The organism is Telluria sp. ZT3P25 (genome assembly GCF_059685895.1).
This window is the reverse complement of record NZ_JCASIJ010000001.1, coordinates 3,458,518-3,482,136: the sequence shown is the minus strand read 5'-3', so window position 1 is coordinate 3,482,136 and position 23,619 is coordinate 3,458,518. Positions and strand designations below refer to the sequence as shown.

At 63.1% G+C, this 23,619-nt stretch carries 19 protein-coding genes and 1 tRNA gene; 11 read left to right on the top strand and 9 right to left on the bottom strand.

The window, feature by feature from the left end; all coding sequences use genetic code 11:
• Positions 1-46: 46 nt before the first annotated feature.
• Both AC56LY_RS15470 and folD read right to left on the bottom strand, forming a co-directional pair.
• Positions 47-2,122 (bottom strand): M3 family metallopeptidase, encoded by a 2,076-nt coding sequence (locus AC56LY_RS15470; RefSeq protein ID WP_499580911.1) that lies wholly within the window; start codon positions 2,120-2,122, stop codon positions 47-49.
• 19 nt (positions 2,123-2,141) lie between these two features.
• The gene (folD, locus tag AC56LY_RS15465) at positions 2,142-3,002 is read right to left on the bottom strand and encodes a bifunctional methylenetetrahydrofolate dehydrogenase/methenyltetrahydrofolate cyclohydrolase FolD (RefSeq protein ID WP_499580909.1); all 861 of its coding nucleotides are present in this window, start codon (positions 3,000-3,002) and stop codon (positions 2,142-2,144) included.
• 339 nt (positions 3,003-3,341) lie between these two features.
• Between folD and aceE the strand changes: the two genes are divergently transcribed.
• From aceE to AC56LY_RS15445, 4 genes are all read left to right on the top strand, one after another.
• Entirely contained in the window at positions 3,342-6,038 is a 2,697-nt protein-coding gene (gene aceE / locus AC56LY_RS15460; RefSeq protein ID WP_499580907.1) for a pyruvate dehydrogenase (acetyl-transferring), homodimeric type, read from the top strand.
• Positions 6,039-6,113: 75 nt separating this feature from the next.
• Positions 6,114-7,784, top strand: a complete 1,671-nt coding sequence (aceF, locus tag AC56LY_RS15455) for a dihydrolipoyllysine-residue acetyltransferase (RefSeq protein ID WP_499580905.1) — start codon at positions 6,114-6,116, stop codon at positions 7,782-7,784.
• A gap of 13 nt (positions 7,785-7,797) precedes the next feature.
• Entirely contained in the window at positions 7,798-9,672 is a 1,875-nt protein-coding gene (lpdA, locus tag AC56LY_RS15450; protein WP_499580903.1) for a dihydrolipoyl dehydrogenase, read from the top strand.
• Positions 9,673-9,822: 150 nt separating this feature from the next.
• A complete protein-coding gene (locus AC56LY_RS15445) occupies positions 9,823-10,146 on the top strand; it encodes a hypothetical protein (protein ID WP_499580901.1) in 324 nt (107 codons plus the stop codon).
• Between the two features lie 69 nt (positions 10,147-10,215).
• On the opposite strand, the gene AC56LY_RS15440 is transcribed toward AC56LY_RS15445, so the two are convergent.
• Entirely contained in the window at positions 10,216-10,401 is a 186-nt protein-coding gene (locus AC56LY_RS15440) for a hypothetical protein (protein ID WP_183555857.1), read from the bottom strand.
• A gap of 136 nt (positions 10,402-10,537) precedes the next feature.
• Positions 10,538-11,185 carry a TetR/AcrR family transcriptional regulator gene (locus AC56LY_RS15435; RefSeq protein ID WP_499580900.1) on the bottom strand — a complete coding sequence of 216 codons (648 nt, stop codon included), beginning with the start codon at positions 11,183-11,185 and terminating at the stop codon, positions 10,538-10,540.
• Positions 11,186-11,299: 114 nt separating this feature from the next.
• On the opposite strand from AC56LY_RS15435, the gene AC56LY_RS15430 reads away from it, so the two are divergent.
• The 7 genes from AC56LY_RS15430 (at position 11,300) to AC56LY_RS15400 (ending at position 19,886) form a co-directional block, all read left to right on the top strand.
• Complete coding sequence (locus AC56LY_RS15430; RefSeq protein ID WP_499580899.1) at positions 11,300-12,439, top strand: HlyD family secretion protein; 1,140 nt, start codon at positions 11,300-11,302, stop codon at positions 12,437-12,439.
• Between the two features lie 7 nt (positions 12,440-12,446).
• Positions 12,447-14,057, top strand: a complete 1,611-nt coding sequence (locus tag AC56LY_RS15425; protein ID WP_499580897.1) for a DHA2 family efflux MFS transporter permease subunit — start codon at positions 12,447-12,449, stop codon at positions 14,055-14,057.
• Between the two features lie 27 nt (positions 14,058-14,084).
• Positions 14,085-15,527 carry an efflux transporter outer membrane subunit gene (locus tag AC56LY_RS15420; protein WP_499580895.1) on the top strand — a complete coding sequence of 481 codons (1,443 nt, stop codon included), beginning with the start codon at positions 14,085-14,087 and terminating at the stop codon, positions 15,525-15,527.
• A 174-nt stretch (positions 15,528-15,701) separates the two neighbouring features.
• Positions 15,702-17,336, top strand: a complete 1,635-nt coding sequence (locus AC56LY_RS15415) for a methyl-accepting chemotaxis protein (RefSeq protein WP_499580893.1) — start codon at positions 15,702-15,704, stop codon at positions 17,334-17,336.
• A gap of 88 nt (positions 17,337-17,424) precedes the next feature.
• Complete coding sequence (locus tag AC56LY_RS15410; RefSeq protein ID WP_258835449.1) at positions 17,425-17,832, top strand: cell envelope biogenesis protein TolA; 408 nt, start codon at positions 17,425-17,427, stop codon at positions 17,830-17,832.
• Positions 17,833-17,970: 138 nt separating this feature from the next.
• Complete coding sequence (locus AC56LY_RS15405) at positions 17,971-18,864, top strand: HDOD domain-containing protein (RefSeq protein ID WP_499580891.1); 894 nt, start codon at positions 17,971-17,973, stop codon at positions 18,862-18,864.
• Between the two features lie 71 nt (positions 18,865-18,935).
• On the top strand, positions 18,936-19,886 hold the full coding sequence (locus AC56LY_RS15400) for a choice-of-anchor A family protein (protein WP_499580890.1): 951 nt from the start codon (positions 18,936-18,938) through the stop codon (positions 19,884-19,886).
• A gap of 13 nt (positions 19,887-19,899) precedes the next feature.
• Here AC56LY_RS15400 and AC56LY_RS15395 read toward each other — a convergent pair whose 3' ends face one another.
• The 5 genes from AC56LY_RS15395 to AC56LY_RS15375 form a co-directional block, all read right to left on the bottom strand.
• Positions 19,900-21,120 carry an MFS transporter gene (locus tag AC56LY_RS15395; RefSeq protein ID WP_499580888.1) on the bottom strand — a complete coding sequence of 407 codons (1,221 nt, stop codon included), beginning with the start codon at positions 21,118-21,120 and terminating at the stop codon, positions 19,900-19,902.
• Between the two features lie 142 nt (positions 21,121-21,262).
• Complete coding sequence (locus AC56LY_RS15390) at positions 21,263-21,871, bottom strand: IMPACT family protein (RefSeq protein WP_499580886.1); 609 nt, start codon at positions 21,869-21,871, stop codon at positions 21,263-21,265.
• Positions 21,872-21,940: 69 nt separating this feature from the next.
• Positions 21,941-22,016, bottom strand: a tRNA-Lys gene (locus AC56LY_RS15385).
• 51 nt (positions 22,017-22,067) lie between these two features.
• Positions 22,068-22,814: a hypothetical protein gene (locus AC56LY_RS15380; protein WP_499580884.1), complete on the bottom strand. Its 747-nt coding sequence runs from the start codon at positions 22,812-22,814 to the stop codon at positions 22,068-22,070.
• 440 nt (positions 22,815-23,254) lie between these two features.
• Entirely contained in the window at positions 23,255-23,581 is a 327-nt protein-coding gene (locus tag AC56LY_RS15375) for a hypothetical protein (protein ID WP_499580882.1), read from the bottom strand.
• Positions 23,582-23,619: the final 38 nt, after the last annotated feature.

Below are 23,619 nucleotides of genomic sequence, written 5' to 3'. Positions count from 1 at the left end.
AAAATCGGAAGTGCGCTGGCGCTCCCGACAGGGTCAATCCAATTAATCAGGCATTCATGCCACTATGGCGCAGCAAGGCATCGATCGATGGCTCGCGGCCGCGGAAGGCTTTGAATGAATCGAGCGCCGGCCGCGAACCGCCCACCGCCAGAATCTCGCGCTGGAAGCGCCGGCCCGTTTCGAACAGATCGGCCCCGCCACCTTCGACCGCTTCTTCGAATGCAGCATAAGCGTCGGCCGACAGCACCTCGGCCCACTTGTAGCTGTAGTAACCGGCCGCGTAGCCACCCGCGAAGATGTGGCTGAACGAATGCAGGAAGCGGTTGAACGACGGCGGCGTGATGACCGCGAAGTTGCGGCGCACATCGTCGATCAGCGCCTGGACTTGCCCGTTGTGCGCATCGAAGTCGTAGTGCAGGTGCATGTCGATCAGCGAGAACTCGACCTGGCGCAGCGTCTGCATCCCGGACTGGAAGTTCTTCGCGGCCGTCATCTTGTCGAACAGCGCGCGCGGCAGCGGCTCGCCAGTTTTCACGTGCGCCGTCATCTGCTGCAGCTTGTCCCACTCCCAGCAGAAGTTTTCCATGAACTGCGACGGCAGTTCCACCGCATCCCATTCGACGCCCGAGATACCCGAGACCGACAGCTCTTCGACTTCGGTCAGCATGTGGTGCAGGCCGTGGCCGAATTCGTGGAACAGCGTGGTCACTTCGTCGTGCGTGAACAGCGACGGCTGCAGCACGCCGTCTTTCATCGCCGGTGGCGTGAAATTGCAGACCAGGTAAGCCACCGGCGTCTGCACGGTGCCGCCGTGGAGCAGGCGGCGCCCGCGCGCATCGTTCATCCATGCGCCCTGCGCCTTGCCGGCGCGCGCATACAGGTCGAGGTAGAACTGGCCGACCAGCTGACCATCGCGCTCGATGCGGAAGAAACGCACGTCCGGGTGCCAGGTCGGTGCGTCGTCCGGGCGCACGGTCACGCCGAACAGCTCCTGGATCACGCCGAACAGGCCGGCAACCACTTTCGGCTCGGGGAAGTATTCCTTCACTTCCTGGGCCGAGAACGCGTAACGCTGCTCGCGCAGCTTTTCGGATGCGAAGGCCACGTCCCACGATTGCAGGTCGTCGATTGCCAGCTCGTCGCGGGCAAAGGCGCGCAGTTCGGCCAGGTCTTTCTCGGCATACGGGCGGGCGCGGCGCGCCAGGTCTTCGAGGAATTCGATCACGTGCTGCGGGCTTTGCGCCATCTTGGCCACCAGCGAGACATCGGCGAAGCTGCCGTAGTCGAGCATCTTCGCTTCTTCATTGCGCAATTGCAGCAACTTGACGATGTTCGACGAGTTGTCCCACTTCGCGACGTCGGTAAACATGATACCGGCGTCGGACGCCTTGGTCGCGGTGGCGCGGTAGATCGTTTCGCGCAGCGCGCGGTTGGTACTGAACTGCAGGATCGGGAAGTACGACGGGAAGTGCAGCGTGAACAGCCAGCCGGTCTTGCCATCGCGTTCGGCGGCGGCTTTCGCAGCGGCCTTCACGTCGTCCGGCAGGCCGGCCAGTTCGGCTTCGCTGTCGACCACGAGCTTGTAGTCGTTGGTGGCATCGAGCACGTTTTCAGAGAAACGCGTCGATAGTTGCGACTGCTGTTCCTGGATCTCGGCGAAGCGTTCTTTCTTGTCGGCGGCCAGCTCGGCGCCGCCCAGGCGGAAGTCGCGCAGCGCGTTTTCGACGATGCGCTTGCGGGTATCGCTCAGCGCCTCGAAACCGGCGCTTTCGCGCAGCTGCTTGTATTTGGTGAACAGTGCCTCGTTCTGGCTCAGGGCGGTCGAAAACTCGACGACCTTCGGCTGGTTCTCGTTGTAGGTGGCGCGCAGTTCGGGCGTGTCGACCACGTGGTTCAGGTGGCCGACCACGCCCCAGGCGCGGCCCAGTCGCTCGCCGACGTCGTCGAGCGGGGCCAGCGTGGCCCAGGTAACCTCATCCAGCGGCGCCTCGAGCTGCGCCATGACGGCGTTCGCCTCGGCGATCAGACTGTCGATGGCGGACGTGACGTGTTCGGGCTTGATCGCGTCAAAGCGCGGCAAGTCGGAAAAGTCGAGGAGGGGATTGCTCGTTTCGTTCGTCATCAATAGTCCTTCCAGATCGTTAGCGTTGGTTCTTCAGTTCGCGTTCCGCCGATTCCACCGTGTTTTGCAGCAGCATCGTGATCGTCATGGGGCCCACACCGCCCGGCACCGGGGTGATGTGGCCGGCCACTTCACGCACGCCGGCAAAATCCACGTCGCCACACAGCTTGCCCGCGTCGTCGCGGTTCATGCCCACGTCAATCACGATCGCGCCCGGCTTGACCATATCGGCGGTCAGGGTATTGCGGCGGCCGACAGCGGCCACCACGACATCGGCCTGGCGGGTGTGGTAGCCCAGATCCGCGGTCGCGCTATGGCATATGGTCACGGTGGCATTGGCTTGCAAGAGCAGCATGGCCATTGGTTTGCCGACGGTGTTGCTGCGGCCGATAACAACGGCGTGCTTGCCGCGCAGGTCGACACCCGTGGTTTCGATCAGCTTCATGCAGCCGTACGGGGTGCATGGACGGAAGCCTTCCAGGCCCGTCATCAGTTCACCGGCCGACAGCACCGAGTAGCCGTCGACGTCCTTGGCTGTCGAAATCGCTTCGATGACCTTGTTCGGGTCGATGTGCTTCGGCAGCGGCATTTGCACGAGGATGCCGTGGATGGCCGGGTCAGTGTTCAATGCTGCAATGCGATCAAGGAGGGCGGCTTCGCTCAGGTCGGCGTCGTATTTTTCGAGCACCGAGTGGAAACCCACGTCGCCGCAGGCCTTGACCTTGTTGCGCACATAGACCTGGCTGGCGGGATCTTCCCCGACCAGGATCACGGCCAGGCCGGGCTGCTTGCCGGCTGCGGTGAGCTTGGCGGTGCGCGCGGCGATGTTGGTGCGCAGTTGTTGGGAAAGAAGGATTCCGTCGATGTGTTGGGCTGGCATGGTGGGAGGCTCGTCCTGGGCAAAAACAGAATTATACGGCCCGCACCTGTGTTGCCGTTCGCTGTCGACCGTTCCGGATGGCCGAAAATCCCCTTTTCTGCCGTGTTTCAGACGCTTCGGTATACGATGATTGGTGGCAGGAAGTTCAACATTTCCCTATACAAATTGTGCGGTCGCAGCATAGGTTTTCACATTATGAAATCGAATATCATAGTTTGAAAATGGGGAAGTCCACTGTTAGAATCTGATGGTTTAGCTAAAAGATAGTTCGAATTTCATCAACCGCCGCCAGCCTGCGCAGGGATCGGATGGGGCGTACCACACTAGGAGACGCATGACATGGCAGCTCAACTCGACCAGTTGACCTCGCAAACCGCCAACGATCCGGATGCAATCGAGACCAAGGAATGGCTCGATGCGCTGGAGGCGGTGATCGAACATGAAGGAACGGAACGCGCCCATTACCTGATGGAGCGCCTGGTGGACCTGGCGCGCCGTCGCGGCGCGCACGTCCCGTTCTCGAGCAACACCGCGTACGTCAACACGATTCCCGCGCACCTGAACCAGAACTCGCCCGGCAACCTCGAATACGAAGAGCGCCTGCGCTCGTGGATGCGCTGGAACGCGATGGCGATGGTGGTCAAGGCCAACCGCGCCGACGGCGACCTCGGTGGCCACATCTCGTCGTTCGCCTCGCTCGCCAATATGCTGGGCACGGGCTTCAACCACTTCTGGCACGCCCCGACCGAAGACCACGGCGGCGACCTGCTGTACATCCAGGGCCACTCGTCCCCAGGCATCTACGCGCGCGCCTTCCTCGAAGGCCGCCTGACCGAAGAACAGCTGCTGAACTTCCGCCGCGAAGTCGACGGCAAGGGCCTGTCGTCGTACCCGCACCCGAAACTGATGCCGGACTTCTGGCAGTTCCCGACCGTGTCGATGGGCCTGGGCCCGCTGATGGCGATCTACCAGGCGCGCTTCCTGAAGTACCTGCATGCACGCGGCATCGCCAAGACCGACAACCGCAAGGTCTGGGTCTTCTGCGGCGACGGCGAGATGGACGAGCCGGAATCGATGGGCGCGATCGGCATGGCCGCGCGCGAGCAGCTGGACAACCTGGTCATGGTCGTTAACTGCAACCTGCAGCGCCTGGACGGTCCGGTGCGCGGCAACGGCAAGATCATCCAGGAACTCGAAGCCGACTTCCGCGGCGCCGGCTGGAACGTCGTCAAGGTCATCTGGGGCTCGCAGTGGGATCCGCTGCTGGCCCAGGACAAGGACGGCATCCTGCAGCGCGTGATGATGGAATCGGTCGACGGCGAATACCAGAACTACAAGGCCAAGGACGGCGCCTACGTGCGCAAGCACTTCTTCGGCAAGGATCCGGCGCTGCTCGAGATGGTGTCGAAGATGAGCGACGACGACATCTGGCGTCTGACCCGCGGTGGCCACGATCCGCACAAGATCTACGCCGCGTTCAAGAACGCGCAAGAAAACAAGGGCACGCCAACCGTCCTGCTGGTGAAAACCGTCAAGGGCTTCGGCATGGGCAAGTCGGGCGAGGCGCGCAACACGGCGCACCAGACCAAGAAGCTCGATGACCAGGCGATCCGCGACATGCGCGACCGCTTCAACATCGCGATCCCTGACGACCAGCTGGCCGACATCCCGTTCTTCAAGCCGGCCGACGATGCGCCCGAAATGGTGTACCTGCACGAGCGCCGCAAAGCGCTGGGCGGCTACCTGCCACAGCGCCGTGAAAAGTCGGACGAAAAGCTGACGGTGCCGGCACTGGCGTCGTTCAAGGGCGTGCTCGAGCCAACCCCGGAAGGCCGCGAAATCTCGTCGACCCAGGCGTATGTGCGCGTGATCACGAGCCTGTTGAAAGACGAAAGCATCGGCCAGCGCATCGTGCCGATCCTGGTCGACGAATCGCGTACCTTCGGCATGGAAGGCCTGTTCCGCCAGATCGGTATCTTCAACCAGCAGGGTCAGTTGTACGAGCCGGTCGACCGCGACCAGGTGATGTACTACCGCGAAGACAAGGCAGGCCAGATCCTGCAAGAGGGTATCAACGAAGCGGGTGGCATGAGCTCGTGGATCGCTGCAGCGACGTCGTACTCGTCGAACAACCGCACGATGATCCCGTTCTACACGTTCTACTCGATGTTCGGCATGCAGCGCGTGGGCGACCTGGTCTGGCTGGCCGGCGACATCCGTGCGCGCGGCTTCCTGATGGGCGGCACTGCCGGCCGCACGACGCTCAATGGCGAAGGCCTGCAGCACGAAGACGGCCATAGCCACATCATCGCTGCGACCGTGCCGAACTGCCTGCCGTACGATCCGACCTTCGGTCACGAAGTCGCGGTCATCATCCAGGACGGTCTGCGCCGCATGGTGGAAGAACAGGAAGACGTGTTCTACTACATCACCATCATGAACGAGAACTACCCGCAACCGGGCCTCAAGCCTGGTCAGGAAGCCGGCATTCTCAAGGGCCTGTACCTGCTGCAGGAAGGCGGCAAGGACAACGCCCAGCGCGTCCAGCTGATCGGTTGCGGCACCATCCTGCGCGAGTCGATGTTTGCGGCCGAACTGCTCAAGAACGACTGGAACGTCGATGCAGACGTGTGGTCGGCGCCGTCGCTGACGCTGCTGGCACGTGACGGCAACGATTGCGAACGCTGGAACATGGTCAATCCGGAACTGCCGCAGCGCGTGCCGTACGTGACCGAGATGCTGGGCGCCACCAGCGGCCCGATCGTCGCGACGACCGACTACATGCGCATGTTCGCCGAACAGATCCGCGGCTTCATGCCGAAGGACCGCACCTATAAAGTGCTGGGCACGGACGGCTTCGGCCGCTCGGATTCGCGCGTCAAGCTGCGCGAGTTCTTCGAAGTGAACCGCTACTACATCACGGTGGCTTCGCTGCGCGCACTGGCCGACGAAGGCAAGATCGACCGCGCCATCGTGTCGCAGGCGATCGCCAAGTACGGCATCGACCAGAACAAGCCGAATCCGGTGACCCAGTAATGCTCACGTCCGCCGCCCTGCGCTGTTCGGGGTGGCGGGTCGAGGCTAACTCACATAACAATTGGAGCTAACACTATGAGCATTGTGGAAGTCAAAGTCCCTGATATCGGCGACTTCAAGGAAGTGGAAGTGATCGAGCTGATGGTCAAGCCGGGCGACACCATCAAGGTGGACCAGTCCCTGGTGACCGTCGAGTCGGACAAGGCCAGCATGGAGATCCCGTCGAGCCACGCCGGCGTGGTCAAGGAAATCAAGATCAACGTCGGCGACAAGGTTGCAGAAGGCTCGCTCGTGCTGCTGCTCGAAGAAGCGGGCGGCGCGGCTGACGCACCGGCTGCTGCATCAGCTGCTGCCCCGGCTGCCGAAGCTGTACCTGCTGCTGCACCGGCTGCCCCTGCGCCTGCTGCCGCCGAAGCGCCAGCCGCAGCACCCGCTGCATCCGGTGGCCTGGTCGATGTGACCGTGCCGGATATCGGCGATTTCAAGGAAGTCGAAGTCATCGAACTGATGGTCAAGGTGGGCGACACGATCAAGGTCGACCAGTCGCTGCTGACCGTCGAATCGGACAAGGCCAGCATGGAAATCCCGTCGAGCCATGCCGGCGTGGTCAAGGAAATCAAGGTCAAGGTTGGCGACAAGGTCGCCAAGGATTCGCTCGTGCTGGTCGTGGAAGCGACCGGTGGCGCGCCGGCTGCCGCACCTGCAGCCGCACCAGCCGCCGCTGCACCGGCACCTGCTGCTGCACCTGCACCGGCACCAGCCGCTGCGCCTGCACCAGCCGCCGCACCGGCACCAGCCGCACCAGGCGTGACCGGCTCGAAAGCCCACGCCTCGCCATCGATCCGCAAGTTCGCGCGCGAACTGGGCGTCGACCTGGGCCGTGTGCCGGGCAGCGGTCCGAAAGGCCGCATCACCCAGCAGGACGTGCAGAACTTCGTCAAGGGCGTGATGGCAGCGCCGCCTGCTGCAGCGCCGGCAAAAGCCGGTGGCAGTGGCGTCGGTCTGGACCTGCTGGCCTGGCCATCGCTGGACTTCTCGAAATTCGGTCCGACCGAAACGGTGCCGCTGTCGCGCATCAAGAAGATCTCGGGTCCGAACCTGCATCGCAACTGGGTCATGATCCCGCACGTGACGCACTTCGACGAAGCCGACGTGACCGACCTGGAGCAGTTCCGCGTCGATACCAACGCGTCGCTGGCCAAGCAGAAGTCTGCCGTCAAGCTGACCATGCTGGCCTTCGTCATCAAGGCAAGCGTCGCCGCGCTGAAGAAGTTCCCGCAATTTAATGCGTCGCTGTCGGGCGATGGCGCAGCCCTGATCACGAAGCAGTACTACAACATCGGCTTTGCGGCCGACACGCCGAACGGCCTGGTGGTCCCTGTCGTGAAAGATGCGGACAAGAAGACCATCTCGCAGATCGCCACCGAAATGGGCGAACTGTCGGCACAGGCGCGCGACGGCAAGCTGCCGCCGACCGCGATGCAAGGCGCAACGTTCACCATCTCGTCGCTGGGCGGCATTGGTGGTACCGCGTTCACGCCGATCATCAACGCACCGGAGCTGGCAATTTTGGGCCTGTCCAAGTCGGCGATGAAGCCGGTGTGGGACGGTTCGACCTTCCAGCCGCGCCTGATGCTGCCGATGTCGCTGTCGTACGATCACCGCGTGATCGACGGCGCCGGCGCCGCACGCTTCTCCGCCTATCTGGGCGAAGTGCTGGCGGACCTGCGCAAGACCCTTCTGTGATTGGAGCGCACTGATGAGCACTGTTGAAGTGAAAGTCCCGAATATCGGTGACTTCAAGGACGTCGAAGTCATCGAGTTGATGGTCAAGGCCGGCGACACGATCAAGGTCGACCAGTCCCTGGTCACCGTGGAATCGGACAAGGCCAGCATGGAAATCCCGTCGACGCACGCGGGCGTGGTGCAGTCGATCACCGTCAAGGTCGGCGACAAGATCAACGAAGGCACGCTGCTGCTGACGGTGGAAGAGGGCGCAGCCAGCCCTGCCGCCGACGCCAAGCCGGCCGAGGCCAAGCCGGCCGAGTCCAAGCCTGCCGACGCCAAGCCAGCCGCGCAGATCGGCGCGCAAGCCGTCGCACCAACGGCGGCCACGGGCCCAACGGATTCGTACGCACCGGCCCATCCGGCGCCAGCAGCCCAGTTGGGTGCAGCGCCAGCGCCGGCTCCGTCGAGCTACAGCGGCCAGGTCGACATCGAGTGCGACATGATGGTGCTGGGCGCCGGTCCCGGCGGCTACTCCGCTGCGTTCCGCGCGGCCGACCTGGGCATGAACACCGTGCTGGTCGAGAAGTATGCAACGCTGGGCGGCGTGTGCCTGAACGTGGGCTGCATCCCGTCGAAGGCACTGCTGCACGTGGCCTCCGTCATGGATGAAACGGCGCATATGGCCGACCTGGGCGTGGCGTTTGCCAAGCCAGAAGTCGACATCGACAAGCTGCGCGGCTACAAGGATGGCGTGATCAAGAAGATGACCGGCGGCCTGGCCTTCATGGCCAAGGCGCGCAAGGTCAACACGGTGCAGGGCGTGGGCGCATTCCTGAGCCCGAACCACATCGAAGTCACGGCAGCCGATGGCGGCAAGAAGGTCATCGCTTTCAAGAAGGCCGTGATCGCGGCCGGTTCGTCGGTGGTCAAGCTGCCGTTCGTGCCGGAAGACCCGCGCATCGTCGATTCGACGGGCGCGCTGGAACTGCGCCAGGTGCCGAAGAAGATGCTCGTCATCGGTGGCGGCATCATCGGCCTGGAAATGGCAACCGTGTATTCGACGCTCGGTGCGCGCATCGACGTGGTCGAGATGATGGATGGCCTGATGCAGGGCGCGGACCGCGAGGCCGTCAAGGTCTGGCAGAAGTACAACGCGCACCGCTTCGACAACATCATGCTCAAGACGAAAACCGTTGGCGTGGAAGCGCTGCCGGAAGGAATCAAGGTCACGTTCGAATCAGCCGAAGCGGGTACAGCTGCACCGGAACCGCAGCTGTACGACCTGGTCCTGGTGGCCGTGGGCCGCAGCCCGAACGGCAAGAAGGTTGCTGCCGACAAGGCCGGCGTGACGGTGAGCGACCGCGGCTTCATCGCCGTGGACAGCCAGATGCGCACCAACGTGCCGCATATCTTCGCCATCGGCGACCTGGTGGGCCAGCCGATGCTGGCGCACAAGGCGGTGCACGAAGCGCACGTGGCGGCCGAGGCGGCCTTCGAGAAGAAGACGCACTTCGACGCCAAGGTCATTCCATCGGTGGCCTACACCGATCCTGAAGTAGCGTGGGTCGGCCTGACCGAAGACGAAGCCAAGCAACAGGGCATCAAGGTCGAGAAGGGCCACTTCCCGTGGAACGCCAGCGGGCGCGCCGTGGCCAATGGCCGCGACGAGGGCTTCACCAAGCTGCTGTTCGACGCTGAAACGCACCGCATCATCGGCGGCACCATCGTCGGCACGCATGCCGGCGACATGATCGGCGAGATCGCGCTGGCGATCGAGATGGGCGCCGACGGCGTGGATATCGGCAAGACGATCCACCCGCACCCGACGCTGGGCGAGTCGATCGGCATGGCAGCCGAAGCGTACGAAGGTGTCTGCACCGATTTGCCGCCACCGCGCAAGCGCTGATCGGCAATGTGGCAAGCGAGACCGGGACCTTGATGGTCCCGGTTTTTTTTGGAGCGTGCGTGCCGCTTGAAGCACGCCGCCAAAGGTCTAAGATGCAGTGATATGGCGGCAGCAGTGTTGCTGCCTTTCTCGCAACATGCCGGAGGGCATATGGACGAGTACAGTAACGACTACATCGGGACCATCTACGTGCTGCCGCAATCGCACGCATTCGAACTCCACACCACGATTCATGGCACAGTCACCGTCATCACCGGCATCGTGGCCCAGCCGCTGGCGCAGCAACTGGCCGATGCCATACCGGGCGGCGGCGGGGTCACCGATCCATGCCAGCTTGCCCTGCGGCCGCGCCGCGTCGAGGTGGTCACGCGTGTACTCCACGAACGTCACCGGGCGCCACACAAGATGCACTTCCTGACCCGCGTCCACGAGGTCGAAGAGCAGGGCCGGCCGGTTCCGCTGTCGGCTGTCTGACGGCATCCCACAAAAAAAAATGCCGCCAGGTTTGCACCGGGCGGCATGGATGGAGACGCATCGCAGGCTTCAGGCGAAGCTGACGAAACGCTCCGGAATATCGATTGCGCCGTTCTTGGCGGCTGCTGCGTAGGTACGCATGTCAGCGATGACCGCTTCCAGCTGGTCATCGCCCGGATTTTCGATAAAACTCTTCATGCGCTCTTGCAGGGCAGCTGCCTGATCACGCCATTCATATCTGGACGACTTGCTCATGTTTCCTCCTCGCGGTCACACCGCTCTTATTTGAATTCACGACACCTGTTGTGAACATTTACATAATGACACAGTTTAATGGTAACAGTCGGTACGATGGCACACCGAACTTTCCACCAGGCTATATGGTGAAAGTTCAGCCAGGTTTGAGCACGCTGCTGTAGAACAGTTCCATCCGCACCGCCAGGTAGCGCCGCGCTTCCTCGCCCGACGGCTCGGCATCCGGGAACAGAAAGCGCCCGACCGGGTCGCCGTTGATGCAGCCGATCAGGTGCGTCACGATAATGGACGACGGCACGTCGTCGCGCAGCTGCACGCGTATATCGGGGCGCGCGAAAAAGCGCGCCAGCATCTCGCGCGTCATGCGCGGCCCGCCTTCATAAAACGCTTCCGCCAGTTCGGGATTGGTGCCTGCCTCGGCGATCACCACGCGCTGCAGTGCAAGGGCGTCGGGTTCGACCAGCAGGGCGTAGAAATCGCGCGCGAACTCATCGAGGATCGTGCGCAGCGGGCGTGGATCGACGTCCATATTGCGCTTGGCAAACAGGCGCTCGCGCCGCGAGGCGAGCACGGCCTTGAGCAAGCCGGCCTTGCCGCCAAACTTCACATAGATGGTACGCACTGCCACCCGCGCTTCGCGCGCGATCGACTCCAGGCTGGTGCGCGTGTAGCCGTTTTTCAGGAACAGGCGGCCAGCGGCCTCGATCAGTTCCTGGTTACGTGTTTCGATATCGGCTGCCTTGGGACGCCCGGCGGATTTGGTGCATGTCGATGCTGTGTTCATACGCTGGACTCTAGAGCAAAATAAAATGAAATGCAACCGTTTCATTTCTTGACTTCGTTGTATTGATGACGAATAATGCGACGAATCCATTTCATTTCATTTCGGAGCAGCACCATGGCAGAGAACGACATCAAGGCAGGGCAGGCGAGCGCAGCGCAACCTCGGGCGGACGCTCCCGCCGCCAAGAAGCCGCCCAACAAGCGCGTTCTGGTCGTGGTCGGCGTGATTGCACTGCTGGCCATCGGCGCCGGCGGGCGCATGTGGTATCGCAGCAGCCATTTCGTGGAAACTGAAAACGCCTATGTCACCGGGCGCATGCACCAGGTCTCGTCGCGCGTGGCCGGCGTGGTCACGAAAGTGCTGGTCGAAGACAACCAGATGGTCAAGGCGGGCGATGTGCTGGCGCTGCTCGATCCGGCTGATCAGTCCGTGCGCGTCGAGCAGATCCAGGCGCAGATCGCCAGCATGGAGCAGCAGGTCAAGCAGTCCGACGCGCAGCTGCTGCAGGTGCGCGCCCAGGCCGGCGCCGCCGGCGCCCAGGTGCGCCAGGCCGAAGCCCAGTTGCTGCGCGCCCGCCAGGACGCCGAGCGTTTCGGCCAGCTGTACAACGACACGATGAAGGCCGTGTCGAAATCCGAAGTCGATGCGTCGAGCGCAGCACGCGCCGGCGCCGTGGCCGACGTGGCCGCGCGCCGCGACAATGCCGCCGCCGCGCAGGCACAGATCGGCGCCGCCGAAGCGGGCCGCGATGTGCTCAAGGCCGAAATCAAGGTGCTGCAGGCGCAGCTGAAAGACGCGCGCCAGCAGCTGGCCTACAACAGCATCGTGGCGCCGGTAGCGGGCCGCATCGGCCGGCGCAGCGTCGAAGTCGGCGCACGCGTGCAGCCGGGGCAGGCCATGCTGGCCGTGGTCGAAGACAACGTCTGGGTCGTCGCCAACTTCAAGGAAACGCAGCTGGGCGGTCTCACGCCGGGCCAGGCCGTGAGCCTGGAAGTCGATGCGCTGCCCGACCATCACCTGGTCGGCCGCGTGGACAGCTTCTCGCCAGCGTCGGGCAACCAGTTCGCATTGCTGCCGGCTGATAACGCGACCGGCAACTTCACCAAGATCGTCCAGCGCGTGCCGGTCAAGATCACGCTCGATCCGCAGGACGTCAAGAAGTACGCGGGCCGCCTGGTGCCGGGCATGTCAGTGGTGGCCGAGGTCAGGCTGAACCAGGACGTGAAACCGACGCAGACCGCAGCCGCGCGCTAAGCACACCATGACCAGCTTGAGCAAATCAGCCCCGTCGGGCGCGATGGGCAGCGGCATGCCGGGCGCGCCCGCGAATGGCGCTGCAGTGGACATGCGCACCTGGGTCGCGATCGCCGCCGGCATGCTGGGCGCCTTCATGGCGGTGCTCGACATCCAGATCACCAATTCGTCGCTGCGCGACATCCTCGGCACGCTGTCGGCCACGCAGGAAGAAGGCTCGTGGATATCCACCGCCTACCTGTGCGCCGAGATCGTCGTGATCCCGATGACGGCGCTGTTTACGCGCGCCTTCGGGTTGCGCAACTACATGATGGGCACGACCGCGCTGTTCCTCGTGTTCTCGACGCTGTGTGGCGCGGCCTGGAGCCTGGACAGCATGATCGTGTTTCGCATGCTGCAGGGCTTTACCGGCGGCGCCCTGATTCCGATGGCGATGATGCTCGTGATGACGCGCCTGCCGCCCTCCAAGCGCGCCACCGGCATGGCCATTTTCGGCCTGACCGCAACGCTCGCGCCGGCCATGGGCCCGACGCTGGGCGGGTACCTCACCGAGCTGTATGGCTGGCCGTCGGTCTTCTACATCAACTGGGTGCCGGGCGTGCTGCTCATCGCCGGCATGATGTGGGGAATGGATGCCGAGAAGTCCAACGTCCGCACGCTGATCAAGGCCGACTGGCTCGGCATCGGGCTGATGGCCATGGGCCTGGCGTGCCTCACGATCTTCCTCGAAGAAGGCAACTCGAAGGACTGGTTCGATTCCAGCTTCATCGTGACCTTCGCCGCGCTCTCGCTGACGGGCATCCTGGGCTGGATCGCGCTGAGTTTTACGCGGCCCGATCCGTTCGTGAACCTGGCGCTGTATGGCCAGCGTAACTTCCTGGTGGCGACCACGCTGTCGGCGGTGATCGGCATGGGCCTGTATGGCTCGGCCTATCTGCTGCCGCTGTACCTGGGCCAGATCGCCGGCTACACGCCGATGCAGATCGGCGAAGTGATCGCCTGGGTCGGCCTGCCGCAACTGCTGGTGATGCCGTTCGCGGCCAAGCTGTCCTCCAAGGTGGACAATCGCATCCTGTGCAGCTTTGGCCTGTTCATGTTTGGCATCTCGTGCATCATGAATTCGTACATGGATGCGACCACCGGCTACGACCAGCTGATGTGGACGCAGGTCGTGCGCGCCATCGGCCAGCCGTTCGTGATGCTGACGCTGTCGAACTTCGCCATGTCCGGCCTGCCGCCGCGCGAGATGGGCTCGGCCTCGAGCCTGTTCAACATGACGCGCAATCTGGGTGGCTCGGTCGGCATCGCACTACTGGCCACCACGCTCACCAACCGCGAACACTTTCACTCGGCGCGCCTGGGTGAGGCTGTCTCGACCTATGCGCCGGCCACGCAGGAGCGGCTCGACATGCTGACCCAGGCCTTCATCGCCAAGGGTATCGATCCGGCGGCTGCGGCCAACCAGGCGCTGGGCGTGGTCGACCGCCTCGTGCGGCGTGAATCGTATGTGATGGCCTACAACGACGGCTTCTGGATCATCGGCATCATTCTGATCGGCTGCATCGCAGCGATCTGGATGGCCGACAAGGTCAAGTCGCCCGGCGGTGGTGGCCACTGAACCCGCATTCAATTGAAGAGAATAACCATGTTCAAGCCTGTATTTAACGGCGTCCTTGCGATCGCCATCAGCACCCTGTTCGCTGGCTGCACCACGCTGGGCCCGGATTTCAAGGCGCCGCCGGCGCCCGCCGATGCGGCGTTCCGCCACGTCGACGCTGGCACGAACGGCGCGCGCCTGCCGGCCACCTGGTGGCAGGTGTTTGGCGACGCGACGCTCGATACGCTGGAGGCGCGCGCCTTGCGCGACAACCCGGGCGTCGAAGCCGCAGCCCAGCGCCTGCTGCAGGCGCAGGCCCAGCTGGGCGTCGTGCGCGCCGGGCAGCTGCCGTCGGTGTCGGTGGGCGCGGGCGTGTCGAATGCCCGCACATCGAGCGAGACGTCGCAGGGCCTGGCCCTCGGTGGCCGCTCGATCGAAGGCAACAACTACAGCGTGGCTGCATCGTTCTCGTATGAGCTCGACCTGTGGGGCCGCGTGCGCCGCATCGTTGAAGCCAGCGACGCGCAGGCACTGGCCGCGCAGATCGACCGCGATGGCGTGCTGCTGATGCTCTCCGGTCAGGTGGCGTCGAACTACTGGCAGTTGCGCGGGCTGGACGCCGAGATGGCAATCCTGCGCGACGCACTGGCCACGCGACGCGAATCGCAGGATCTGATCGAAGCGCGCTTCAATGCCGGGCTGTCGAACGAGCTCGATGTGTCGCGCACCCGCATCGAGCGCGCCAACGCCGAAGCCGACCTGCACGAAGTCCAGCGTCAGCGCAATCTGGTCGAACACGCTCTGGCCACGCTGGTGGGCGCCTCGCCCACTGCGCCGCTGCTGCCCGAGACGGCGGCGGGCGCGCTGCCGCAGCCGCCATCGATTCCAGTGGGGCTGCCGGCCAGCCTCGTGGGCCAGCGCCCCGACCTGGCGGCCAGTGTGGCGCAGCTGAAGGCGGCCAATGCACAGATCGGCGTGGCCGAGGGCGCGTTTTATCCGGCGCTGTCGCTGACGGGCAATTTCGGCTATGCGTCGCAAAGCCTGAACGACCTGACCAGCGGCGGTGCACGCCAGTTCTCGGCCGGGCCGCTGGCCCTGTCGCTGCCGATCTTCGACGGTGGCCGCAACCGCGCCAACCTGGCGCTGGCGCAGGCGCGCTACGACGAGGCGCGCGCGAACCACGACACGCGCCTGCTGACGGCGCTGCGCGAAGTGGAAGATGCGCTGTCGGACGTCGAGCAGCGCTCGAAGCAGGGCGATGTGCAGGCGCAATCGCAGCAGGCGGCGGCGCGCGCGCTGCTGGTGGCGCAGGCACGCTACGACCGCGGCGTCTCGACCTATCTGGATGTAACCGATGCCCAGCGCAGCACGCTGGCAGCGGATCGCGCTGCGGCGCAGATCCGCACCCAGCGCCTGCTGGCAACGGTGGCGGTGGCACGTGCCCTGGGTGGTGGCTGGGAGCAGGGCGCGGCACTGGCCACCGTGCGCTGAGACGTGACGACCCGTGGTTGTCACGACCGACCACGGGCAAGTGTTGCGTAATGGTGCACACGAGGTGCACACGATTCAGATTTGATTCCAATGGGCAATATCGGGTGATATATTTGCGCACGCTGAAAGAAAACAGAAAGTTTTCTTTGCGACCCACTGATCTCGACCCCTCCCATGAAAAACAAGAACCTCACGATCGGCGCCCGGCTGGCTTTCGGCTATGGCGTCGTCTTTTTGCTGATGATCGTCCTGGTGGCGCTGGGTGCAAGCCGCGTGGGGCGCATCGAAAATGTCCTGAATTACATCAATGACGTGAACAGCGTCAAACAACGCTACGCGATCAATTTCCGCGGCAGCGTGCACGACCGCGCGATCGCCTTGCGTGATGTGGTGCTGGCGGCCGACCCGGCCGGCGCCGCGATCCCCATCGCGCTGATCAAGACGCTGGACGACAACTACGCGCGTTCGGCCGGCCCGCTGGACGCTCTGTTTGCCGAGCGCACCGACATGCTCCCCGAAGAGAAGGACGCGCTGGCGGCCATCAAGGCGCAGGAAAGCCTCACCAAGCCGCTGATCGAGCGCGTGGTCGCGCTGCACGCCGCCGGCCAGGGCGCCGACGCCGCCGCGCTGCTGTCGCAATCGGCCGCACCGGCATTTACCGGTTGGCTCGCCAGCATCAACCGTCTGATCGACCTTGAAGAAAAACTGAATAACGAGGCGGCCGCCGATGCACGCGCGATGGCCAAAGGGTTTGTCGGCTGGATGGCGCTGCTGTGCCTGGGCGCGATTGCCGCCGGTTCGCTGGCGGCCTGGTACACGGCCCGTGGCCTGCTGCGCCAACTGGGCGGCCAGCCGGATTACGCGGCATCGATCGCCTCGGCCATCGCCGGTGGCGACCTGGGCGTGGCGATCGTCACCCGCCCAGGCGACAACACGAGCCTGCTGTTTGCGATGCAGGGCATGCGCGACAGCCTGGTCCGCATCGTGTCGCAAGTACGCAACGGCACCCTGGCAATCAGCGCCGTGTCCACCGAAATCGCCGACGGCAACCGCGACCTGTCCAGCCGCACCGAACGCCAGACCGGCACGCTGCACGCCACCGCCACGTCGGTCACCCAGCTGACCGGCATCGTGCGCCAGAACGCCGAGAATGCACGCCAGGCCAACAGCCTTGCCGAGTCGGCATCGGCCGTGGCGCTACGCGGTGGCGAGGTGGTCGCACAAGTAGTCGACACGATGGCGTCGATCAATGAATCGTCGAAAAAGATCGTGGATATCATCGGCGTCATCGATGGCATCGCGTTCCAGACGAATATTCTGGCGCTCAATGCCGCCGTCGAAGCGGCGCGTGCGGGCGAGCAGGGCCGTGGCTTTGCCGTGGTCGCCACCGAGGTGCGCAATCTGGCGCAGCGCTCGGCTGCAGCGGCGAAGGAAATCAAGGTGCTGATCGGCAGCTCGGTCGAACGTGTGGACGCTGGCGCCGTGTTGGTCGACCGCGCTGGCGAGACCATGGGCGAAATCGTCACGGGCGTCAAACGCGTGACCGATATCATGGCCGAGATCAGCCATGCAACGGTCGAGCAGAACGCCGGCATCGAGCAGGTCAATGGCGCCATTGCGCAGATCGACGAAGCCACGCGCCAGAACGCGGCGCTGGTGCAGCAGGCCAGTGGCTCGGCGGCCACGCTCGAGGATGAATCGCAGCGTCTGGCGCAGCTGGTGAGCATCTTCCGGCTGAACGACGGCGCGCCTGCCGGTGTACACGCTGCAACGAAGGCATCAGGCTATCAACCGCAGCTGCTTAATTGATTTTTTTGCAAGTGTACGGTGTCGCACAGAGTGATTTACGGGGATGACGTTTAATGGCTACACCAACAACCTAATAAGGGACTTCACCATGAAATCGTTCATCGCCACCTTGATCACCGCCGCTGCCTTCGCCGCCGTTGGTATCGCACCTGCAGCCGCCCAGACCGTCAACAAGGCCGCGCACAAAACGGCAATGGACAAGGCCAAGGCCGACTACAAGGTCGCCAAAGACAAGTGCGACGCCATGAGCGGCAACGCAGAAGACATCTGCGAAGATGAAGCCAAGCTGATGCGCGCAAAGGCCGAGCACGATGCAGCGATGAAGTTCGACAACACCGGCAACAACGTGATGAAAGCCCGCGGTAACGTCATCGAAGCCGAATACGACCTGGCCGACGAAAAATGCGACGCCCTGAAAGGCGATGCAGAAGACAAGTGCGAAATGCAAGCCAAGTCGACCCGCGACGCAGCACGCGACGCCAACAAGGCCAAGTAATTCCTGATCTGCGCCTGGCCGCACCTCACTGCGGCTCGTGCCAGTCATGAAGACGTCGTCCCCGGACCTGTTCCGCGGACGACGTTGTTGTATCCGGCGTGCGTGTGGCCTTGACGCCACAGTTAGTACGCGCTAGCCATGGGGGGCGTCGACGCCACCGGCTGGTCATACGGCGGGCGCTATAATCTCCGGGTGAATAAACTCGAAGCATTCGGATACATCGCCGCGCAAGCTGTCCGCGGCGAAATTACGTTCCCTACCAGCGTGAATGCCGTGCTGCGCCTGCAGCAGGCGCTCGACAATCCCGATTGCCATATCGATGAGGCGATCAGGCTGGTGCTGGCCGAACCACAACTGGCTGCGCGCACGGTCGCCATGGCCAACACGGCGGCATGCGGCGGTAGTAGTTCGCTGCCCGTGACCAATGTCCGCACTGCGGTGTCGCGCATCGGCTACCGCCGCCTGCAGGCGCTCGTTGCCAGCCTGGTGGTACGCCAGTTCGGCAACCGCATCAAGGATCCGCAACTGCGTGCCAAGGCCGAACAGTTGTGGGAGCACACGACCCACATGGCCGCGCTGGCCTATTCGCTGGCGCGGCGCGTGACTGGCGTCAACGCTGATACCGCGCTGTTCGCCGGTATCGTGCACGAGGTGGGCGCTTTCTATCTGCTGGCGCGGGCCGACGAATTTCCTGGCCTGCTCGATGACGATGCCGACAACTGGGGCGCGCTGTGCGAGGACGTGGTCAGCGCCGAGGTGATGAAGAAGCTGTCGATTCCACCGGCCGTGTCCGAGGCCATCGCCGACATGCGCGGCGGCTGGCTCAATATGCCGCCCGCCACGTTGCTTGACACGCTGCTGATGGCCAACCAGTACGCCCCGGTGCCATCGCCACTCGATGCCCCACGTGAGCCGTTGCCGCCGCATGGTGAAAACGCGATCGACTTCGTCTTCGATGAAGTCACGCTGGCCGAGATCCTGGAAGAAGCCGCTGAAACCGCACGCGCAATGGGTGGTGTCGCGCTCGTCTGATTCGTTTGCTGTGTGGAACCACTTCTGGTAATGATACTATTAATCATTATCAATTTCTGCATGGAATTAACGTGATCAAGCTTGGCGTATTGCTGGCCGCAGCACTGGCAACGACCGGCGCGCACGCCGGCGTGCTCGATATCGGTTCGATTATGGGTGGTGCAAACGTCTTCACCGCTGGCAATTTCACCGCCAACTCAAGCGACGTCGAAGGCGCCATCGTTTCCGGGGGCAGTGTCTCGATCGCCAGTTACGCAGTCAACCAGAACGGCAAGGCCGCGTATGGCGGCTACGCAGTGGCCGCAGGCGGCAATCTGTTTCTGGAAAATGGCGCGATCAGCAACGGCAAGACCTATGCTGGCGGCACGACCACGCTCAAGGGTGCCGCGCAGACCCCCGGCACTACCGTTAGCCCGGTCGATTTTGCCGCTGCAACAAAGCAATTCAAGGACATCGCCGCAGGCCTGAGCCTGGTCGCATCGACCGGCACGGTCACGCGCCAGTACAGCGCCAACCAGGTCACCGGCAGCGGCAAGGGCGGGGTCGACGTGTTCAATGTCAACGCTGACTTTTTCAACGGCGGGGACAACTGGATGCTGAGCGGACTGAGCGCAGGCCAGACGCTGATCTTCAATATCAGCGGCAAGCAGGGCGGGTTCAACGGCGGCAATCTCAGCTTTGAACCACTGAGCGGCTACAACGTGCTGTTCAACTTCTATGAAGCCCAATCGGTCAACGTCAGGGGCATCATCGGCAGCGTGCTGGCGCCGTATGCGACCGTCGAAAACGGCTGGGGTGTGATCAATGGCCAGGTGGTTGCCGATACCTGGAACTCGAGCGTCCAGGTGAACTCGAACCACTACTTCAAGCCGGTCGACGTGGCGGGCTTTGAGCTCGTCAAGAAGATGCCGCCGACCGAGGTGTCCGAGCCGGGCACGCTGGCGTTGATGCTGGCCGGCGCGGTTGGTGTCGCCGGCGCTGGCGCCTCGCGCAGGCGCCGCCTGCGCGCAGCCTGCGCCTGAATCGATTTGGTCGTTACGCCGGCGGCGAGGTTACCGGCTGTGCTTCGCTCAGCATGCGCTCGACCGTCCGGGCCAATTCGCGTGCTTTCCAGCGGCGACGTGTCAGCATCAATGCCGTCAGAACCACACCGCACAACGCCATCGCAGCCGCAACCCACTGCGGCGCGGTGTAGGCAAAGCCCAGCGTCAGCGGAATCCCGCCCAGCAAGGCGCCCAGCGCATTGCCGACATTAAAACCGGCCTGGCCCAGTGACGAGCCCAGCATCTCGGCTTCGCGCGAATGCTCGATCAGGAGCACCTGGACCGGCGGACCGATGGCCAGCGCATTGGCGCCGGTCAGGAACGCCAGCACCACCATTGCGATCTTCGACTCGGCCATCAGGCCATTGCACAGCAGCAGTACCACCATCGACACCATCAGGATCAGCAAGGCCGGCAGCGGATGGAACTTGTCGGCCAGATAGCCGCCAAACTGCACGCCGACCGTCATGCCGACACCGACCGCCGTCATGATCAGCGGCAGCGCACCCGTGCTGAAGCCCGTGACATCGGTCAGCAGCGGCGCGATATAGCTGAACCACGCGAAGAAGCCGCCGGTGCCGATCGAGACGATGCCCAGGGCCAGCCACAGATCCAGGTGCCTGAAGATGCGCAGGTCCTGCATCAGGCCCGTACGTTTGCTTGGCTCGATCGGCGGCACCCACTGATACAGGCTCCACATGGTGAGTAAGCCAATGACCGCCACGATAAGGAACACCATGCGCCAGTCGAACGCATGGCCGATCCAGGTGCCGAACGGCACGCCCAGCACATTGGCCAGCGTCAGGCCGGTAAACATCATGGCCATCGCCGCCGCCGTCTTGCCCGGCTCGGCCAGGCGGCTGGCGACGACCGCGCCCACGCCAAAGAAAGCGCCATGCGGCAAGCCGGCCAGAAAGCGCGAGGCCATCATCGTTTCGAAGTTCGGCGCGAACGCCGACATCGCATTGAATACGGCAAACATCAGCATGAACCAGATCAGCACGGTGCGTGGCGGCCGGCCGGCGACAATGGTGACGAGGGTCGGTGCGCCGACCACCACACCGAGCGCATAGGCGGTGATGAGGTAGCCGGCTTGTGGAATCGTGATCTGCAGACCACGGGCAATATCGGGCAGGATGCCCATCATGACGAATTCGGTCATGCCAATGCCGAAGCCGCCAAGGGCGAGGGGAAGTAGGCTTTTCTTGATCACAGGGGAGGTGGTTGTACTGCGGTGGAAAATGATCCCTGCCGACGGAGGAATTTGCGGCTGGGTCTGTCACTATACCGGCTGCATGGCCAAACGTCCGCTCACGAGTCGTGATGACAGGTATAGGGCGCCCGAATGGGCCTGGTTACGAGGGCAGTGGCTCGTCGTCGTCCGGCGGCCACACAATGCGGCCATGGCCCACGTCGCCCAGCCGAGCGCGGATGCCGGCGGCGTCGCTGGCGGGCAGGCTGAACGTGAACTGCACGTCGTCGCCATGCGCCACCTCGTCGAGCGTGGCGCCAGCCGCATCGAGCTCGCGCCGCAACATCCCTTCCATCGCATACGGCGCGCTGCAGCGCAACTGGCGCAGCTTGATGATCGGGATCTTCGGCGCGCCGAGCAGCGCCTGCGCCACGCTGTCGGTATAGGCTCGCACGAGGCCGCCCGCGCCAAGCTTGACGCCGCCGAAATAGCGTACCACCGTGGCCAGCACGCCATCGAGATCCTGGTGGCGCAGCACATCGAACATCGGCCGCCCGGCCGTGCCACTCGGTTCGCCATCATCGACCGCCGCCGACTGGCCACCGGCCAGCAACGCCCAGCACGCATGCGCCGCACCAGGATGCTGCGCACGCAGCGCCGCCACGACCTGTTGCGCGCCAGCACGGTCAGCCATCGGCTGCACGCACGCGATGAAGCGGCTTTTCTTGATGATCAGTTCGTGGTGGACAGCGCTGGCGATGGTCTGGGGCATGGGGCGCGCAGTAAAAGGACAACGAAAACGACAACGCCAACCCGAAGGTTGGCGTTGTCGATGAATCTTTGGTAGGCCGTGCGGGATTCGAACCTGCGACCAACGGATTAAAAGTCCGCTGCTCTACCAGCTGAGCTAACGACCCGAAGAAGACGAGATTATAGCGGCACTTGGCAGATTTACCAAGTGCTTCCGCTCATTCTTTCTTTTTGTCTACGTCAGCGTGGTAGTCCTCGCCCTGTTCTTCAGCATGTTGCTCACCTTCTTCCGAGACATCTTCGCCTTCGATGACCTTGTCTTCGGCCTGCACATCGTGCATGGCGTGCGGCTCGAGTTCTTCGGCGCTGACGTTCATCCGGACGAACATGCCCCAAGTGGCGAGCAGGGCGGCAGCGGCAATACCGATCGACGCAGCGTGTGGCAAGTATTCCGGGCTGCCATGGACAAACTGGAACACCCCGATCAGGCACTCGACCGACAGGGACACGACGACCACGATCAGGAAGCGCGACAGGAAGCGACGCACGCGGGTAGGCGAGCTGATGTTGGCTTCGCGCTGGATTTCTTCTTCCAGCACGGTTTGACCAAGACCGAGCGCGGCAACGGCGATGGTCAGCATGCCGATGCATTCGAGAATGAGGTCGAAACGTTCGCGGGCAACGGTATCGGCGGAAGGGCTGAGGGCAGACCAGATTTCGACGCCAGCCAGCACGACAAGGCCGATGCCGCAGGCGAAGAACAGGATGACGATGAACACGTAACCGAGTTCGAAGAGTTTTGTTATGGCTTTCACGGGGGAGCGGTGGTTGTAAAGATGCGAGACTTTAGCAGTAAAGGCTGAGTTCGAGATGTTCAGGAGGTGGTGGGTGTGGACGTTGTGCGACAGCGGGTGGGGGACGTGCGCGACGAGCTGGGTGACATGTGTGAGCGATGTTCGCTGCAACAATTCGCTTGGCTTATTTGCTTCGGTGCTTAATTCGAGACGATCTCGGAAAGTAGGCCAGGGCGATTTACTAGAAGTGTTTAGCCTGACAGGTTAGCCAGCTGCAGATAAGGACATAGTTGCAGATGCCGGGACATTTAGTTGCCGCTACAACGCCGAGCACTCGATATGAGATGTTAATGCGGAAGAAAAGCTGCGCCGGTCATCAAGGTGCCCAAAATATGTGGGTGCGATCCCAGCGTCAACCTGATGTAACGACTTTCGATGGCCGTAGCGGCATGACGGCTGTGCTAAAGCGATCCTGTGACGCAATCCAGTGCACATCGACATGCCCAGCCTCAACGGACAGGGAATGATCCGGGTCGTGCGCACGGCGCTAAACGACGCCTGAGATTACGGGACGACATTACTTATCCCAGTGAGGCGAAACACTGTGGCGATCAGGCACCGATCTTCTTGCGGCATTCTTTGATGGCGGCCTGAAGGCGGATCTGCACATTCTTGTCCATGTTCAGGGGCGCCGGCGTACCCCAAAACATGCTGTCAAGTTCTGGATTGGTGAAGTTGTTGAAGTGGGTCTCATAGACACAGGTGCAATAAGGCTTCGCCAGCTTGGGATCCTTGGGCGCATCTTTGTCTATCTGGATAACACTCATGCATCCATCGGTATTCGCTTTCTTCAGCATGTCCAAGTTCTCATCGGCATGCGCTGGAAGATGCAGGGCGATGGCAGCGATCATGCCGGCGAGTTTCAATCCGTGTTTCATGTCGTTCCTTTGATAAACGGCTTCTGGAATAGACAAGG